General features: G+C 35.8%; 5 protein-coding genes. 4 read left to right on the top strand and 1 reads right to left on the bottom strand.

What is annotated here, in order from left to right; all coding sequences use genetic code 11:
• The first annotated feature begins 1 nt into the window (after position 1).
• The 4 genes from ACZDYH_RS10775 to ACZDYH_RS10790 all read left to right on the top strand — a co-directional run bounded on the left by ACZDYH_RS10775 (position 2) and on the right by ACZDYH_RS10790 (position 4,680).
• Positions 2 to 1,216, top strand: a complete 1,215-nt coding sequence (locus ACZDYH_RS10775; RefSeq protein ID WP_163093191.1) for an O-antigen ligase family protein — start codon at positions 2 to 4, stop codon at positions 1,214 to 1,216.
• Positions 1,191 to 1,991: a glycosyltransferase family 2 protein gene (locus tag ACZDYH_RS10780; protein ID WP_000237694.1), complete on the top strand. Its 801-nt coding sequence runs from the start codon at positions 1,191 to 1,193 to the stop codon at positions 1,989 to 1,991. Before ACZDYH_RS10775 ends, ACZDYH_RS10780 begins: the two co-directional genes overlap by 26 nt.
• Entirely contained in the window at positions 1,988 to 3,040 is a 1,053-nt protein-coding gene (locus ACZDYH_RS10785) for a glycosyltransferase family 4 protein (RefSeq protein ID WP_001023684.1), read from the top strand. The genes ACZDYH_RS10780 and ACZDYH_RS10785 overlap by 4 nt, the downstream gene beginning before the upstream one ends.
• 92 nt (positions 3,041 to 3,132) lie before the next feature.
• The gene (locus ACZDYH_RS10790) at positions 3,133 to 4,680 is read left to right on the top strand and encodes a glycoside hydrolase family protein (protein WP_434713936.1); all 1,548 of its coding nucleotides are present in this window, start codon (positions 3,133 to 3,135) and stop codon (positions 4,678 to 4,680) included.
• A 112-nt stretch (positions 4,681 to 4,792) separates the two neighbouring features.
• On the opposite strand, the gene ACZDYH_RS10795 is transcribed toward ACZDYH_RS10790, so the two are convergent.
• Positions 4,793 to 19,825, bottom strand: coding sequence for a DUF7507 domain-containing protein (locus tag ACZDYH_RS10795; RefSeq protein WP_434713937.1), 15,033 nt, complete (start codon positions 19,823 to 19,825; stop codon positions 4,793 to 4,795).
• Positions 19,826 to 19,829 lie beyond the last annotated feature (4 nt).

Consider the following 19,829-nt stretch of genomic DNA (forward strand, 5'->3'; position numbering starts at 1 on the left):
TATGGAAAATAATATGAAAGTATCAATGGGATGGATTATTCTTCTAATATTATTTGTCATGTTAAGTAAATACAATTTATATATTGGATTTTCATTGAAGATATATATGATTTTTTTAGTCATATATTTTTGTTTAACAATTAAAGGCTTTCATATTCAAAAGTTATATTTTCATGAAGTTATATTTTTACTGTTTTATTTCATTTATTGTTTAAGCGGAATTCTTTCTATGTATTTAAATGCTAGTATTCGTATGATTTTTGGCGTGCTACTCGTTTTAGGATGCTATTTTATAATGAGAAATTTATTGGGGAATACTGAAATAGTGGTACTTGAATCATCTATTGCTTATGTAGGAGTAGTATTTAATGTTGTAAGTCTAATACTCTATATAATCGGTTTACAATACTTTAGTTTATACGGTGGAGAAGAGAGAGAAATTTTTGCTGGTTTATTAGTTGATAGAGGATATCCACGGTTAATTGGATTGCTAGATGATCCTAACATCTTTATTTTCTATAATACAATATTTTTTATGTACTATATGACGAATTTACAAAATATCACTAACATTCTAGGGTTAATTTTATGTGTTACGACGAGTTTATTAACCTTTTCAAGGGGTGGTATACTAGCGCTTGTGCTTGTCGTTTTTGTATATATATGTATGTCTAGTTTCGCTAAAAGAATAAAAATAATTATAAGTTTAGTATTGTTTAGTGTAGTTATTTTTAGTTTATCGAATAGTGTAATGGGGGGCCAATTAGATGACATATTAAATAAACGAATTTCTGATTTTTCCCATGATAATGGAAGTGGTAGATTTACATTATGGGAAGCTGCTTTTAAATATTATTTATCCAATCCATATATCGGAATCGGTGCTTTTAACTTTTCGAATTATTATGAGTATCAATTTAATGAAAAATTATATGTACACAATACATTTTTAGAAATCTTGTCTGAATCGGGTACAATTGGTTTTCTTCTATATAGCGCGTTTTTATTCATATTAATGTTCAAGCTAGCGCAGCATACTTTGTTTCGTGAAAAACCATATCTTCTATTGACTATGATTGCATTTATATTTCAGATGATGTCATTGTCACTCATTATTAACGAAGCGTTCTTTTTATTTTTAGCAGTTGTTGTGAAGTATATTTCAATATATGAAGGAAGGGGAAAGATAGATGGTAAAATGTCTATCAGCACATAATAAGGCGCCTCATGTTTCTGTAATAACACCTTCTTATAATAGTAGACGATTTATAGGTGAGACAATTTTATCTGTACAGAATCAATCGTATGAAAACTGGGAAATGATTATCGTTGATGACTGTTCAACCGACCAATCTGCCGCAAAAATTAAAGAGATAATAGAAGGAGACTCACGTATTAGGTTATTATCATTAAAAGAAAATGTTGGTGCTGCTAAAGCTCGGAATTTAGCGATTCGAGAGGCGAGAGGAAGGTACATTGCCTTTTTAGATAGTGATGATATATGGTTGCCGCATAAATTGAAGACACAATTGTTATTTATGGAAGAAATGAATATTGCTTTTTCATATGCGTCGTATAGTTTAATTGATGAAAATGGTAATGAATTAAATCGCGAAGTGAGTGTACCAAAATCTGTTGATTATCATTATTTAGTAGGAAATACAATTATCGGGTGTTTAACGGTGATGATTGATCGTGAAAAAATTCCGTATGTCGAAATGCCTAGTGTACAGCCGGAAGATACAGCGTTATGGCTGAACTTATTACATGAAGGGCATGAAGCAAAAGGGATACAGCAAGTATTAGCGAAGTATCGAATTGTAGCAAATTCTGTTTCGAGAAATAAAGTTAGAGCAGCTTTTCGGTATTGGAAATTATTAAGGGACCAAAAAAGTCTTAATGCAGTGCAAAGCTTTTACTATTTTAGTAAGTATGCTTATCATGCTTATAAAAAAAATAAAATCAATGTAGTTGGGAAGACGCAATTATGAACATACTGTTGATGACAGATAAATTGATAACTGGCGGAGCCGAAAATTATTTCTGTAAATTAGAAAATAATTTGCATTATGAGGATTTTAAGATTTATACAGCTGCAGGTGATGGAGAACTATATGAATCCCTTACTAGAAAAGAAAATTTTATATTACTTAGTCGATGGAATCATTTGAGAAATATTTATTATTTACGAAACGAAATTTGTAAACGAAAGATAGAACTTATTCATGCAAATAGTTTGCGAATGGTATTATATGCTTTTCTACTTCAAAAGTTTATTAAAAAAAAGATGAAAATTGTTTATACGAAACACAATGTAACGATATTAGAAAAGAAAATGCCAACGCTTTTTCGGTATTTCATGAATAAATATGTGAACAATATTATTACAGTAAGTGAGTTTGAAAAGAACAATTTAATTTCAATTCATGTAGCAGAAGAAAAAATAAATACAATTTATAACGGTGTTGATATTGAAAAGTTTTTATTCCAGCAGAAAAAGAAAGAATCTACATATAAAATAGGGATATTAGCTAGATTATCCAAAGAGAAAAACCATCAACTATTTGTCAAAATTGCAAATGTGTTGAAAAAGAGAAATGATTTTATGTTTTATATTGCTGGTGATGGACCAGAGAAAGAATCGATTATGAAAGAAATAGAAAAATATGGATTGCAGCAAAGGGTGAAGATGCTAGGGAATATTTCAGAGCCGCATGAGTTTATAGGGAATATGGACGCCTTACTTTTATTATCTTTTCGTGAAGTGTTTCCAATGGTAGTAATTGAAGCGATGGCTACAGGGACACCAATTGTTTCAATAGATGTTGGTGGAATACATGAAGCGGTAATAGATGGAGAGTCAGGTGTTTTGATATCTGAATATTGCGAATCTGAATTCGCAAGTGCGCTTGAGGAACTACAAGGGAATGAAGAAAAGGTAACTGCTATTAGATTGAAAGCACGAGAGAAAGCAATGAGATATTTCTCGTTAACTAAAATGATAGAGGAAACGAAAAATATATATGAATTAAACAAATGACCGAGTAGGTCGTTTGTTTTTTTTATTATAGAAACTTTTAAGAGACAACTCACATATTATATGAAAAAGGTAATATGAGGAGTGAATTTATTTTGTCAGAATATATTTCATCCCAAGAAGATTGTGCGCCAGAAAGTAGCGTTCATATTGATTGTTTTGGCGCAGTTCCAAACTCGGGAAATGATAGCTCATTAGCAATTCAGCAAGCTATTGATTATTGTGTAGCGAATCGAATTTCGACGGTTAGAATTACAGGGGTAAATACGTACAAAATTGTAAAGCCGATTGTTATTAAATCAAACGTAAGATTAGAGTTGGATCCTACCGTAACACTGCAAATTGATGGGGATTTTAATGCATTTGAGCTACAAAGTAACGCTTCGATAGTTGGTGGTACTCTTCAAGTTATAAATCCATTGTTTCAATCTGCTGTTATTTATGTTTCTGGTTCACAACAAATCGAAGTACCTAATCAATCTGTTATATCAAATATAAATATAATAAATACAACTCCATCGTATAAAGGAAAAGCTATACATTTTTATTGTCAAAAGGCATGGGATTTTATTAGTTTCTTTCAAGTTAAATTTATTCAAATTAAAAACTTTCAAACTGCAATACATTTGAAGACAGAATATATAAATGATATCAATACACCTTGCTGGATTAACGCCAATGTATTTCAATCTATATTTATTGATGGATGTGTGTATGGGATTGAAGTAGATGGAAATAGTGATTTGCCAAATGAAAGTTCAGGAAATACGTTTCATGATATTCAAGTGCAATGTAGACAACAAACGGAAAAAGTAATTCGTTGTTCAGGTGCGTATAATACATTTAATTGTATGATCTGGGATACGTACCGGATGAGTAGTGAACAAATTGTTATTGAATTTTCTTCCAATTCTCATCGTAACTACCTTTTTTCAAATCTGCTTTCGACAACTATTGTAGATAAAGGACAGTACAATGTTTGTAAGTCTACTTATGAAGAATCCCTACGAATTCAGTTACCTTTGACGTTAAATAGACCTCATTTAATAGGAAATCAAGATGATATTTTAGTAAATGCTCAGCAGAAATATAACGTTAAGCAAGTAAGTGGAAAAGTGCCGTACGGGGGAAATCTCACAAATTGCTTTAATTTAATAGATGAACAAAGTGTAAACTATATTGACGTTCCAGATAGTAATCCAGTTGTAATTGAAATGGATTTTACGAAAAAACCAATACAAATGTTAAATTGTTTTGGAATGTATTTTGGATGGGGAGAGAGCCCAAAGAAAATTAAAATTGAATATGCATTAAGTGCAACTGGAAGTTGGGTTATCGCGTTGGATGTTCCATTAAATGTTGGCGATACAATTATATCGAATATGAAGGCCAGTCAGTTATATAAAGTTAGAATTACATTAAGTGGTTATTCTCAAGATCATAAACGTTTTCGAATTAATCGTATCTTTGCAAGATCTTCTATGGAAAATGGGAGTGCTTGGTTAGCGACAACTGGCGGAAGAATGTTTGGAGATATTGAAATAGAGGCAAGTAAAGGTATAATTATGAAGACTGCTAGTGGAGTGAAATGGAAAGTTACCATTAATGAAGCTGGCCAACTTATTACGACTAAAATAACTTGAGGTGGTGTTTAATCGTATATCCTTGGACGAGTTACAACGTAGTGGAATATAGGTAATGAAAAAGAGATTGTAATTTGGTTTCAACCAAACTACAATCTCTTTTTTGTTTCAATTACTTCCACCAAATCCAAGTCCAAAGGTAGTTTCGTACATTTCGAGGAGTAATGCGAATGAAGCGTTCACCGTCAAAGAAGCAATTTAAATTTGGAAGTGTTTCATCTGGATTTTCTGGAACAAAGGTGACGATGTTTTCGTTACTTGTAACGGTTACTGTAATTGGTGGGTCGGTAGGCGAGACTTGAAGTTGTAACGAAATATTGGCCGTATTTTTAAACTCATTATTAACAGGTGGACTTATTACTTGTACTGTGAATAACACGATAATTGTTTCGTTTGGTTCCAAATTAGTAGCAACTAGGAAACCGATATTCGGATTCGCTAGTGGAGAGCGTTCACCGTTAATAAAGACAGTGCCATTTATAAATTGTAAACCTGCTGGAATAGTATCTTGTAACGAAATATTTGAGAGTGAAATTTTGGAAGTATTTGTAATGCGTACCGTGTAATCAAAATATTGATTTAAATAAGCTGAGCTGACGGAAGCATTTTTCGTGACTGTTGCAGTTATAAATTGAACTGGTATACGAACGATATTTGAATTAACAATGAAAGTAATAATTGGATCCTGTGGTGTCAACTGAAAAGCAGCGGTAACTGTTGCAGAATTTATAATTGTACTGTTTGAAGGAATAGAAGTTGCGAGAACTTGAAATGTTATAGTTGCTACTGTACCTGCAGATAAAGAACCAATATTAATACCAGTGTCTGGACGAACATTTGGAACGGGAGTGCCGTTAATGGTTACGCTGTTTTCTATAAATGTTGTACCAGCTGGAATTGTGTCTATAACAGAAGTACTGATTGTAGGAATTGGGGAATGATTGAATACCGCTAATGTGAATGTAATGATATCTCCTATAACGACAATAGATTTGTCAGCTGTTTTTTCAATGCGAACCATCGGATCAATAACTGTCGTTGTAACGGTATTTGTTTGTTTTGTAATTGTAATAGGTGGTTTTGTTGGATCAATGATAACGGTATAGGAAACAGAAGCATCATTATTAATTGTAGATTGAAGAGTAGAAGAAGATATTGTCACTTGGAACGTAATAATAACAAATTCATTAGGAGCAAGATTTCCTAACGTAATACCATTTTCAGGATTCTCATTAGGCTGATTGATTCCGTTAATCGTAACACTACCAGCAACAAAAGTCGTATCTATTGGTACGGCGTCTATGGCAAGAAGGTCTTCAATCGTTACATTACCGCTATTCGTAATCGTAATTGTATACGTTAAAGTTTGACCAGGTAAGGCGTTTGTTACATCAGCAGACTTAAAAGCAATGACATTATCATTTTGGACAGTAGTTTTGACAGTATTTGTTGTAGTCGTATTTGTAACAGGTACGTTATTTGGGTTGACTATATAGTTAAAAGTAGTAATTGCGTTGTTGTTTAGTTCATTTGGTGTTGGAATAGAAGTCACAGTTACTTGGAATGAAACGATAGCATCTCCACCAATAGTTATAGTACCAATTGGTATGCCGCTTACTGGATTCACTCCTGGAAGAGTTTCTCCGTTTACAATGACGCTATTTTCTATAAACGTAGTACCTTGAGGAATAATATCTTGAATGATTACATCATTTACTGCAACATTACCGGTTTGATTTAGTGTAATCGTATACGTTAACGTATCACCAACCGTTGCAAATGCAAGGTCAACAGCTTTATTACTATTCAAATTCGCATGATTAATTTCTGTTAAAGCAGCTGATGAAATAATAGTTTCGGTAATAGGTGGTCGATTTGGTACCGTGTATTCATATTCAATTGTACTCGTGTTAGAGATTGGATTTGTTTGTGGAATCGAAGTAACCCGTACTTGGAATAGAATGGTTGCTGTCGTATTAGGCGGAATGTTATCAATTTGTATACCGTTAAGTGGATTGTCATTTGGCCGAGCGTTGCCATTCACGATAACACTATTCTCTATAAAGCTCGTATTTGCTGGGATGATATCTGTAACAATAATGTTTTCTACTTGTATATTCCCATTGTTTGTAATGGAAATAGTGTAAGGGATAATAGTTTGTAGGTCAGCATATTGGATAGGTGTTGTTTTTGTCGCAATTACATTAGCAGAAATAACTTCAGTGAAGGTAATATTGCTAGTCGATATTTGTTCTTCCACGTTTATTGTATAACGAGAAGTTGATTGATTTTGAACACGACCGCTGGCTGGAAGAGCTACGACGGTAACAGAAAATGTGACTGGGATAGAAGTGTTAGGAGCAATCGTTCCTACAAGTATACCAGCACTTGGATTGGCATTAAGCTGAGGAATGTTATTTACTAAAACGCTACCGTCAATAAAGGTTGTTCCATCAGGTATATTGTCTGTAAATACAACAGCAGTTGCATCCGTATTCCCCGTATTCGTTAAAGTTGTTGTATAAGTTAAAATGTCACCAATCGTTACAGAGGTCAAATCAACAGTTTTAAGTGAAACGATATCAGCATCATTAATTTGAACAAAAGTAGTATTGGAAGTAGTAGATTTTTGAATTGGTGCAAAGTCAGAATTGAAAATAAAGTCGTAGACGATGTTTGCAGTATTAGGTGTTGGATTTACAGCAGGTAAATTCGTAACGGAAACTTGGAATGTTATTGTAGCCATTTGACCTGCTGCGACATTAGGAATGGAAAAGCCGATATTTGGATCTGCTGCAGGAAGCACAGTATTATTAACTATTACACTTCCTGGAATAAATACTGTTCCATTCGCTATAGTATCTGTAAAAAAGATGGAGTTAGTTGTAGTCGATCCATTATTTTGAATGAATACTGTATATTCAATGGTTTCATCAATGTTAGCTAATACAGTATTAGTGGACTTTGTAGCAATAAGAATAGCATCAATAAATTGTATGTTTGTAGCATTGGAAGAGGTCGTTTCTGAAATTGGTGGTGTGCTTGGGTCTGGTCGATACTCATAGTGAATGACGGCGATATTATTAATGTTATTTTGTGGCGGTATAGAAACTACGCTTACTTGGAACGTAACAATAATCGTATTATTTGGAAGAATTATATCAAGATTGATACCGGTAATTGGATTTTCGTTAAGTCTTGGTACGCCATCTACAAGAATGCTATTTGGAACGAATGTGGTGCCAGAAGCAATTGCGTCAAGTAGGAGAGTATTTGTAATAGGTATTGTACCGGCGTTTGTAACTGCGACTGTATATGTGATGATTTGACCGATACGTGTAATGGATCTGTTAGCGGATTTAATTGCACTAACATTTGCCGTTCGCACTTCAGTATTTACTGCATTTGATAACGATCTACGCTGAATAATTGGAGAACTAGGGTCAATTTGGTATTCGTACGAAGTGTCTGAAATATTAATGACTGTATTGCCCTCTGGTATATTTGTAAGTTGTACTTGGAATGAAATAGTGACTGTTTCATTTGGTTGTATCGTGCCGAGAGTTACTCCGTTTTCAGGATTCACGCCAGGCTGAATTACATTATTTATTGCTAAGCTATCTTCAATGAATATAGTACCTTCTGGAATGGTATCAATGAACACGATATTGTTAGCCGGAACGGTTCCTATATTTTGAAGTGTATTTGTGTAGGTAATCATTTGCCCGATTGATACGAAATTTACATCCGCACTTTTAACAGAAATAATATTTGCATTTTGAAGTGATGTTGTAACAATGTTAGAATTTGCAGAGCGATTTACTGGTGGGGCTGTAGGAATACTTACATATTGGTAAGTTGCTGAAGATTGATTTACAATTTCAGTTTCATTCGGTGGATTATTTGTTTGCACTTGAAATAGTATCGTTTTGGAACTGTTTGCTGGAATTGTTCCAATCGGTATTCCGTTTTCAGGGTTTACACCTGGCTGAAGGACACCATTAATTGTGACACTATCGGGAACGAATGTAGTCCCAGCAGGGATAGAATCTGTAAAATTAATATTTATTGCGTCAACATTACCGATATTTTTCACTTCAGAAATATAAAGGATAGTTCCACCGATATCTACAGTTGTTGGATTGGATGTTTTTGTAATTGTCAATTGTGCTTGCACGAAATTTGTAATAACGATATTACTAGTAGATGTTTCAGTAATAGGCGGTTGCCCTGGGTCTGGTTGGATTGTATATGTTGTATTGGATTGATTTGTAATCGATTCTTGGGAGAATGAATCGTTAATAAGAATTTGGAACGAAATAAGGTGAGTAGCGTTTGCTGCTAAAGTAGGTAAAGTAACACCTACATTTGGATTGGCACCAAGTATAGTTGTTCCGTTAAGTGTAAAACTATTTTCTACGAATGTAGTATCTTGGGGGATCGTATCTGAAAATATGAGATTCGTAGCTGGAATATTTCCGGTATTTTCTAGTGTTATTGTGTAAGTCAAAATATCACCTGTTGTTGCTTGCTGTGCATTGACTGCTTTTAAAGAAAGGATAGTCGCATCCGAAATTTGTGTGAAAGCAGGATTAGACGTAATTGTTCGAGAGATGATAGGAGCAGTTGGATCGGCGATAAAAGTATAGTCAATACGGGCTGTATTAGAAATTGGGTTTACGCTTGGAATAGATTGAACGATAACCTGGAATGCTACAGTGACGATTTCTGACGGTGTGATGGAGTTTAATGGTATTCCTATGTTAGGATCAGCATCTGGAACGGAAACGCTATTAATAGTTACGCTATTCGGAATAAAGGCAGTTCCTTCGGGGACCAAATCTGTTAAAGTAACTGTATTTGCAGTAGTATTTCCGTTATTTTGAACGACTACTGTGTAAGTGATTGTACCGTCAGTAGATTGAACGAGAGAATCTGTACTTTTAATTACGGATAACGATGCATCAACAACAGCTGTATTAACCGTATTAGACGAGGATGTTGCTGTAACAGGAGGTTGACTTGGATCGACAATATACGTGTAACTTGTAAGTGCTTGATTTATAATTGCTCCTTGCGGTGGAATAGAACTTGCAAGAAATTGGAACGTAATAGTAGCGGAATCACCTGGTGCGATAATACCAACTGGAATACCGAGAGTTGGACTTGCATCTGGAAGTGAAATCCCGTTGAGCGTAACACTATTTGGAACAAATAATGCTCCTTCAGGAACTCCGTTAATGAGTAATACAGAGTTTGCAGGGAAGTTTCCAGTATTCGTTAATGTTGCTGTATACGTAATTATATCCCCGATAGATACAATTGAGCGATTTGCTTGTAAAACAGTTGTAACAGTCGCGTTATTAATTTGTGTTGAAGCGCTATTAGAATTTATCGTGCCTGTAACAGGAGGAGAGGCCGGATCAACGATGAATGTGTATTGAATAGATGCTACGTTTGTAATCGGATTTGAAGGTGGAGTTGATGTAACTATGACTTGGAAAGTAACGGTTAAGGAACTATCCGAGCTAATTGTTCCGATATTCACTCCGTTATTTGGATTTGCACCTGGAATGGTACTTCCATTTACAGCAAAACTATTTTCAACAAAGGTTGTTCCTGCTGGAACTGGGTCTGAGAAATTTACATTCGTAGCGTTTGTATTGCCGCTATTTTGAATCAAAACTGTATAAGTGATCGTATCTCCAATATTTGCAAAGGCTGTATTAGCAGTTTTTACAGCTGAAAGTATTGCTGTATTAATAGAAGTAACGAAGACATTCGTTTCCACATTGCCAGGCTGAGCCAGTAATGCATTGCCTACGTTATATTGGAAGTTAACAAATCCTAAGTTTTGGAGTTCAGGTGTGAACGTTGTTGGATTACTTACGATTTGTACTTGAAATATGATTGTAACAGTTTGATTTGGATTGATTATATTTATGCCAACACCGTTAATAATCGAAGCGGATGGTAATGGAGTGCCATCAACAATAACTGATCCTGCAACAAATTGTGTCCACGATGGTAAAGGGTCTGAGAATATAGCGTTGTTAGCAGGAATATTGCCTGTGTTCGTAATAGTCGTTGTATACGTAATCGTATCACCAATCGTCGCAAAAGTTTTATCTCCTATTTTAATAGTATTTAAAATAGCACTTTCAATTTTTGTTGTAACGTTGTTAGAAATAATATTTTTTGAAACTGGGGGATTAGCTGGATTAACGATATGTTGAAAGCTAACGCTAGCTTGATTAGTAATTGGATTTATAGGCGGAATTTCATTGGCGATAATGTGAAATGCTACGATGACAGATTCGTTTGGCGCGATATCACCGATTGGAACGCCTGTAATGATATCTGCATTTGGGATGCTAGTTCCGTTCAGTGTAAAGCTATTCGGTTCAAAGGAAGTTCCGTCTGGAATAAGGTCGGTAAAAATAACATTTGTTGCACTCACATTTCCGCTATTTGTAATTGTAACGTTGTAGGTAATATCCTGCCCGATATCTACCGTAGATACATTTGAATTTTTTTGTGCAGTAAGGATAGCGCTATTAATTTGTGTTGTCGTTGTATTAGATTGATTAGAAGTTGTAATAGGTGGCTGGCTAGGATCAACGACATAATGATATGTGGTAGAAGCAGAGTTAGAAATGGGATTAAGTGTTGGAAGTGTAATAACAGTTGCTTGGAATGTAACGATTGCCGTATTACCACCATTAATGGAACCAATATTTACACCAGTTGATAAATCGGCGTTTGGAATGGTTTGCCCATTAGCTGTGAAACTATTTGGAACGAAACTTAAATTGCTATCAAGAATATCGATAATAGTTACATCAGTTGCGGTCACATTCCCGGTATTAGGAAGGTTAAGTGTAAATGTTATTGTATTACCAACATCCGCAAAAGTAAGATTGGCTGTTTTGGTGCTAATAATAGTTGCGTTGTTTATTTGAAGGAGTGTAGTGTTGGAAGTAGCTGCACTTGAAACGGGAGGATTAACAGGATCAACAGTAAATTCATACGTCGTTGATGCTGTATTTGGTGCTGGGTTACTAGGGGGAATGCTGTTCACTGTAACTTGAAAGACGATACTATATATTTCGTTTGGTGGAAGTGTTGCAAGTAATACACCTGTATTTGGATCCGCGTTAGGTTGTAAAACGCCATCGACAGTTAATGTGTTAGGAACAAATGTGAGTCCACTTGGTAATGTATCTGTGAATACAATATTAGTTGCATCGGTATTGCCTACATTGGTAATAGAAGTAGTATAAAAAGCAGTTTGCCCGATATCTGCAAAGGATACACTTTCATTTTTCGTCATAGACAATATTGCTTCGTTAATTTGGGTTGAAACAGGATTACTAATTGAAGTTTCTGCATCAGGTGGTGAGACTAATTGATACGATGTTGATGAGAAATTTACAATTGGGTTTTGGTTTGGTAATGATGTTACAGTAACTTGGAACGAAACTGTTACTGTAGTCCCGGCTGTTATTGTCCCAATATTCACACCGTTCGATGGATCCGCCCCACTTTGAGGAACTCCGTTAATAGAAAATGTGTTTGCAATAAATGTAGTGACGCTTGGCACTGTATCTGTAAATATAACATTTTGTGCAGATGAGTTTCCATTGTTTGTTAAAATGACAGTATAAGTGAGTGTGTCTCCAATACGACTAAAGGATTTATCGACTTGTTTTAATGAAAGAATGTTAGCTGTATTAATCGTAGTAAACACTGTGTTTGAAGTAACGTTTCTTGAAACAATCGGTGCATTTGGATCAGCGATAAATGTGTAAGAAGCAGTAGCGGAATTGGCTACAGGATTTTGGTTTGGTGTAGAAGTAGCAGTAACTTGAAATACGATAGATATTGAGTTGTTAGGAGCAATTGATCCGATTGTTATACCTGTATTAGGATCGAGTCCGATGTGTGTACTGCCATTGATTGTGACACTATTCGGAATGAAAGTTGTGCCGTCTGGAATAAGATCAGTGAAAGTAATATTCGTTGCATTTGTATTGCCATTATTCGTTAAAATGGTTGTATAGGTAATAGTATCACCTAGTGTAACAATTGTTTGATCGACCGATTTTACCATCGTTATCATAGCATCTAGTACCGGATTTGTAACGATATTCGTTGAAGTAGAAGTTGTAATAGGAGCGGCACTTGGATCAACAGTATAAGAGTATAAAATTGTATCGTTATCCATAATTGAACTTGAAGGAGGCACAGAAATAACATTTACTTGGAAAGTAACGGTTACTGTTTTACCAGGAGCGATATTTGGTATAGTTACTCCGAGCGCTGGCCGTGCACCAAATTGCGGTATACCATTGATTGTGAAAGAATTTGGTATAAATGTAGTGTTAGCTGGAATAGCGCTTGTGAATGTAATATTGGTTGCTGTTGTATTTCCTGTATTTGTAATAGTAGATGTATACGTAATCGTATCGCCAACAGAAATAATGGATTTATCAGCATTTTTTGTGGTAGTTAATATTGCGCTATTTATTGTCGTAGTAACGGTATTCGATGAAGCAGTTTGAGTTATAACTGGTTGATTTGGATCGACAATATGCTGAAATTGTACAGAACTAAAATTAGAAATTGGATTTATACTTGGAATGTTTGTAACAAGTACGTTGAGAGTAATCACGGCCGTTCCATTTGGGTTTATATTTCCAATCTGAATCCCGTTAGATGGATTTCCGATTTGCTGTGTACCAGAATCGTTTGTAAGAGTGCCAGATATGAATGTCGTCCCATCAGGTAAAGTATCCGTGAAAATTATATTTTGTGAAGTGACATTTCCAGGGTTACTTAATGTAATTGTATAAGAAATTGTATCACCAATCGTTGCGAAAGTTTTATCTACAGATTTGATTGCCACAATTTCTCCAGAATTTATTTGTGTCGAAACAGAATTAGATGTCGTATTTCGTGAAACAAGTGGTAAATTAGGTCCTGTCATAAATTTATAATCAATAGAAGCGCCGTTTACAACCGGTGAGTTTGGTCCGCCTGGTCCAATTGTGAAAATTGGATTTGGAATGCTAACTACTTGCACACGAAAGGTAACATTTATAAAATCTCCTGCAATAATATCTCCAATTGGTATCCCGTTCGCTGGATTTACTCCAGGTAATAAAACTCCGCCTACTCGAACGCTATCTTCTATAAATACTGCGTTATTTGGAATCGGATCTGTAAAAATGATATTCGTAGCAGTTGTGTTTCCTACATTTTCTAATAAAACTGTATACGTTAAAAATGAATTTCCAGGTGCTATGTCAGAAAATAGCCGATCCACACTTTTCGTTGCTTGAATAATCGCTTCGTTAATTTGAACTAAAGTTGGATTACTTGTAGCTGTTTCTGTCACCGGCGGCTGGGTAGGATCAACAATGATCGAGTATGTCGTGCTAGACTGGTTCAAAGTTGGATTTGTAACTGGTATTGAGCCAACGATAGCTTGAAAGCTAATTGTTGTCGTTCCTCCAACTGGAATTGAGTCTAAAGAAATCCCGCTATCTGGTCTAAATCCAAGTTGTGGGATGGTATTAATTTGTACGCTATCAGGAACGAATGAAAGTTCAGGTGGTAATATATCGATAAAAACAGGTGTGTTTGCGGCAGTATTTCCGCTATTGGTGAGGGTAGTTGTATACGTAATTGTATCTCCAACAGCAGCAAAAGCACTGCTTGCAGTTTTTGTTGCGATGACAGAAGCAGTATTTACTTGTGTAAAGGTTTTATTAGATTGAACTGTTCGTGAAACTGGCGGTTCATTTATATCTACAATAAAGCTATATTGAAGCGATGATTTATTCGGGATTGGATTAGGGTTTGGAAGTGTTGTAATGTTTACTTGAAAACTGAGTGTAGCAGATGCATTTGAATTCAAGTTACCAATATTGATACCGTTTTGTGGATTTGCATTCGGAACGGTTACACCATTTATCTTAAAGCTATTTGGGATAAAGGTAGTACCGTTTGGAATTGTATCAGTAAAAATAATGTTGTTCGCAGTAGTATTTCCGTTGTTTGTAACAGCTGAAGTGAATGTAATTGTATCACCAATTGTAGCGAAAGTTGTACTAGCGCTTTTATTTATTACTAAAGTAGCGTCAATAATTGGTGTAACTGTTGTATTTGTTACAGTGCTACCAACAGCAGGGGATTGGTTTGGATTTACGGTATATTCATAATTTACAAGAGCATTATTTGTTAATGTGCCACTAGGTGGTATCACTAAAATTTGTGCTTGAAAAGTAATGAATACAGTATCTCCTGGCGAAATATCTGCCAAGTGAACACCAAGTGATGGATCTAATCCTGGTTGTGGAACATTATTGATCGTTACGGAGTTTTGGATAAATGAAGCTCCTGCGCCAAGCCCATCTGTTAAAACAGTTGCACTAGCAGGGATATTACCTATATTTGTTACTGCAATCGTATAAGTAACAATATCACCAATTGCAGCTGTCGGTGTATTCACAGACTTAGTAGCGACAATAGTAGCGTTATTAATTTGAGTTGTTATTACGTTACTTAACGTATTGGCGGATGCTGGAGGTAAGTTAGGATCTACGACATACTGGTACGTTGTATTACTTTGGTTCGGGATTGGATTTGGATTCGGGATAGAATTTACTTGTACTTGGAATGAGATGATTGTATTTGCATTCGGATTTATTGGGTCGATTGCAATTCCGCTTGCTGGATTGACATTAGGCAGTGTATTCCCATTTACAGTAACACTATTAGGAATAAACGATGTTCCGTTTGGAATTACATCTGTAAATATTACATTTGATGCAAGTGTGTTCCCGTTATTCGTTAAAGTAGTCGTGTACGTAATAATATCATTTACGTTAGCAAACTGTTTATCTGCAGATTTAGTAGCGGCAATTGAGGCGTTATTAATAGTTGTCTGTACAGTGTTAGAAGCAACCATCTGCATCACAGCAGGTTTGGATGGATCATACGTATATTGGAATGTTGTGCTTGATTGATTTGTAATTGGGTTTACAGCAGGGATAGTTGGTACAAAAACTTGAAATGCAACGGTGCGTGATGAATTCGCTCCTATCGTACCAATTGAAATGCCGGTGGCAGGATTTGCGTTAGCTACAGGGACATTATTAATCGTTACAGTATTAGGAATGAAGAGGGTACCCGCTGGAATGATATCTGTAAACGTTACATTAGTAGCAGAGATATTCCCGTTATTTGTTAAAATAGTTGCATATAGTATGACATCACCAACATCAGCGAAGTTTGTGCTTGTGAGTTTTGTAGCAACGATATTAGCAGTATTAATTTGTGTAGTTACTATATTGCTAGCAGTGTTTCTAACGAGAGCGGGTAAGTTTGGATCAGCGATAAAGCTATATTGAAGTGAAGCGCTGTTTTGAATTGGGTTTGGTGAAGGTAGCCTATTTGCACTTATTTGAAAAACAATTGTTGTAAAACCACCTGAAGGAATGGAGCCGACTTGAAGACCGGTACTAGGGTCTGCACTTTGTTGTAAAGTACCACCTATAAAAATACTATTTGGTACGATAGTGGAGCCATTAGGGATTATATCGGTAACAATAACATTATTTGCTGTAGTATTTCCAAGATTAGCTAAAGAAATTGTATATGTGATTGGTTGCCCGACATCGGCGATAGTTAAATCTACTTCTTTGACAATCACTACATTTGCCAAATTAATTTGTGTACTTACAGTATTACTTACAGATGTTTCTATAGTTGGTGGATCGCCCGGATTTAGAATAAAGCTATACTGTGTACTAGATGAATTTAATGTTGGGTTTTGTGTTGGTAAAGAGGTGACGGTTACTTGATAAGAGACAGTAAGTGAGCCATTAGCAGCAATGGAAGGTAGTGGAACACCTATATTTGGATCTGCGTTATTTTGGAGTACACCATTAATAAGAAAAGTGTTTGGGATAAAGGTAGTACCGTCTGGATTCGTATCTACGAAAGTAGGACTATCAGCAGAAACACTTCCTGCATTCGTCAAAGTAACAGTATAAGTTAATATATCCCCTACGGTAGCGAACGCTCGGTCCACTGTTTTGGCTGAAATGACATTTGCATCGTTTACTTGAGTAAATGTAGTAGTTGAAGTAGTGTTCTTACTTACAGGTGAAGCGTTTGGATCAACGATAAAGTTATAGGAGATGGAAGCGCTATTTGAAATAGGGTTTGGAGTTGGAATGCTAGTTATTACTACTTGGAATGAAGCTGTAATTGTAGTATTAGCATTGATGCTACCAATATTGATGCTAGCTGGTGTAACGCCTGGCTGAGTAACACTGTTAACTATAACGCTGTTTGGGACAAAGGCGGTTCCATTCGCAATTGAATCAGATAGTAATATATTGTTCGCTGCAACATTTCCATCGTTAGTAAGAGCAAAGGTGTAAGTTAATACATCGCCAACTTCCGCAAACGTTTTATCTACAGATTTATTAACATGGAGATTTGCTAGTCTAATTGTTGATGTAACAGAATTAGAATTTGCTGTTTTTGAAGTCGGTGGCAAACTTGGATTTACAGTATATAGATAAGAAGCGAAGGCGTTATTAATGATAGGATTTTGGGTCGTAATATTGATGACTGTTACTTGGAAAGAAAGGGTAACAGTAGCCCCACCAGGAATTGTGCCGATAGGTAAAGCAACGAGAGAATCTACATTTTGTAAAACTCCGTTTAGTGTTACAGTACCAGGAGTCAATATCGTTCCGTTTGGAAGTGGATCTGTTAGTTGCACGTTATTAGCGGCTGTATTTCCACTGTTTGTAATAAGGATTGTATAACTTATTGTTTCGCCAATTGTAGCAAATTGTTTATTTGTTGATTTTGTTAATGTTACATTCGCATTGTTAATTTGGGTGGAAACGAGATTCGAAGAAATATTTTTTGTAACAGGTGATTGGCTAGGATTGACAGTATATTGATAAGAAGCGCTTGATCCGTTAGATACGACATTTGACGTGGGTATTGTGTTTACTACTACTTGAAATGCAACATTTTTTGTTGTGCCGCTTGTTATGGATCCAATGTTCACGCCGGTAGCGGGATTTGCACCCACTTGTGTCGTGCCATCTATTGTTAAACTGTTTAGAACGAAAGTTGTTCCAGTAGGGATGATATCTGTAAAAATAACATTGTTCGCATTTGTATTACCTGTACCTGTAAAGGAAACGGTGTACGTTAGTGTATCACCAATATCTGCAAAATTTTTATCTACTGCTTTCGTCATTGTTACAGTAGCATTATTCACTTGAGTGGAGACAATATTTGTCGTATCAGTCCCACTTACTGCTGGTTGATTAGGTACAGGAATGTATTGATATGTTGTTGTTCCACTATTTAATATTGGGTTTGTTTGAGGGATAGAAGGAACGAGCACTTGGAATGAAATAGTAGTAGTGGAATTTGCGGCAATTGAACCAATTGTTATACCATTAGCGGGATTTGCGCCAGCTTGAGTAACTCCGTTCACAGTTACACTCCCTGGAATGAAAGTAGTCCCGCTAGGAATCGGATCCGTATATATCACATTCGTTGCAGCGATATTTCCTATATTAGCTAAGGCAATACTGTAAGTTAATGTTTCACCAATATCGGTAAAAAGTTTGTTAACTGATTTTGTTCCATTAATATCTGCAAGGTTAATTTGTGTTCCAGCAGAGTTACTTGTTGCAAGACCATTAAAAGTTGTTCCTCCGGCGATTGGTGTATATTGAAATGTAATATTAGCAGTGTTAGAGATAGGATTTTGACTTGGAAGAGAAACGACAGTAGCTTGGAAAGTTACTATACGAGAAGCACCATTATTAATTGTTCCAAGAGATATACCAGCCGCAGGATTTGCATTTGTTTGTGGTACGTTATCTACTGTTACAGTGCCGGGTATAAAAGAAGTACCGTTAGGGAGACTATCTATAAAAATAGCGTTATTGGCAGGAAGAAGCCCGGTGTTAGGGATAGTAACTGTATAAGTGAGAATATCTCCAATTGCAGCAACACTTTTATTTACGCTTTTCGTTGCTTGTATATTTGGGGAGTTTATATTAATTTGTAAGCCGACTGTATTTAACATATATGCATCTCCGTTAGTAGTTAAACGGATTGCAGCGGATACTTGTGAGTTTGTTAAATAAGGAGAAATATCAATAGAAGTAATATCCCAGCCCTGTCTTCCTGCTGAGATGTTTGTACTTGTAGAAGCACTTTGATTTCGCGTTCCAAATGTCCCTGTTGTATCTAAGTTTCCTGCAGCATTATTAACTTGAGAACCGAAGAAATTATTTATGGCATTATTTGGCCCAGATAAAGCATTTAATGAACTGAAATTTGGTCCAAATAAAGCTTGATCCCCGGTTAAATCTGCATCTCCTTCGGTAGAACTTAAAAATAATCTCCCGCTTACTGGTCCTCCTGAAGGTGTTAAAAATCCAGAAACAGATACATCGGCACTACCAGTTTCTGCAGAAACACGGTTACCAGCTACATAAATGGTTAAGTTTCTTGCTGGCAATGTCCCATTTTGATAAGCAACGATAAGCGTCCATCCAGCTGAATTAATTGTTCCATTAGAAGCATCTATAGGATCTACAAGTCCAGGAACCGCTCCTGTAGTATAGGAACCAGCACCTCCCGCTTGAATAAGAGTTGTTACGTCTGCTGAACGAGTGTAAAAGCCAAATGTAATAGAGTTTGAAACGAAAGTTTGATTTGAAGCCGTAACAGCTGAAGGAGTAATCGAGTATGTTGAAACAGGTGTTGTAAAAGAAACTGGGTTTCCTAATACACTCGTAATGTTTTGATCACGAGATAAATAGTTTCCACCCCAAACGAGTTCTGCGTAAAGAATAGTACTACCAGCAGGGATATTTAAAATAGCGGTAGAACTATTTTGTGTATAGTTTAATGTTGTACCAGCAGGAAAAGTAGTTACTTGTAAAGCGGTATTCGTAGTTGCGAATGCACCAATTGCCCCGATTGTACCAGCACGGTTTTGATTGCTGATTTTACTTAAGCCTAAAGTATTACCTGTAATAGCGAGTGCGCCGTTAGTGGTGGTAGAAAATCGATTCGTAATGGGCATGTTG

The organism is Bacillus sp. EB V-12, assembly GCF_056158125.1.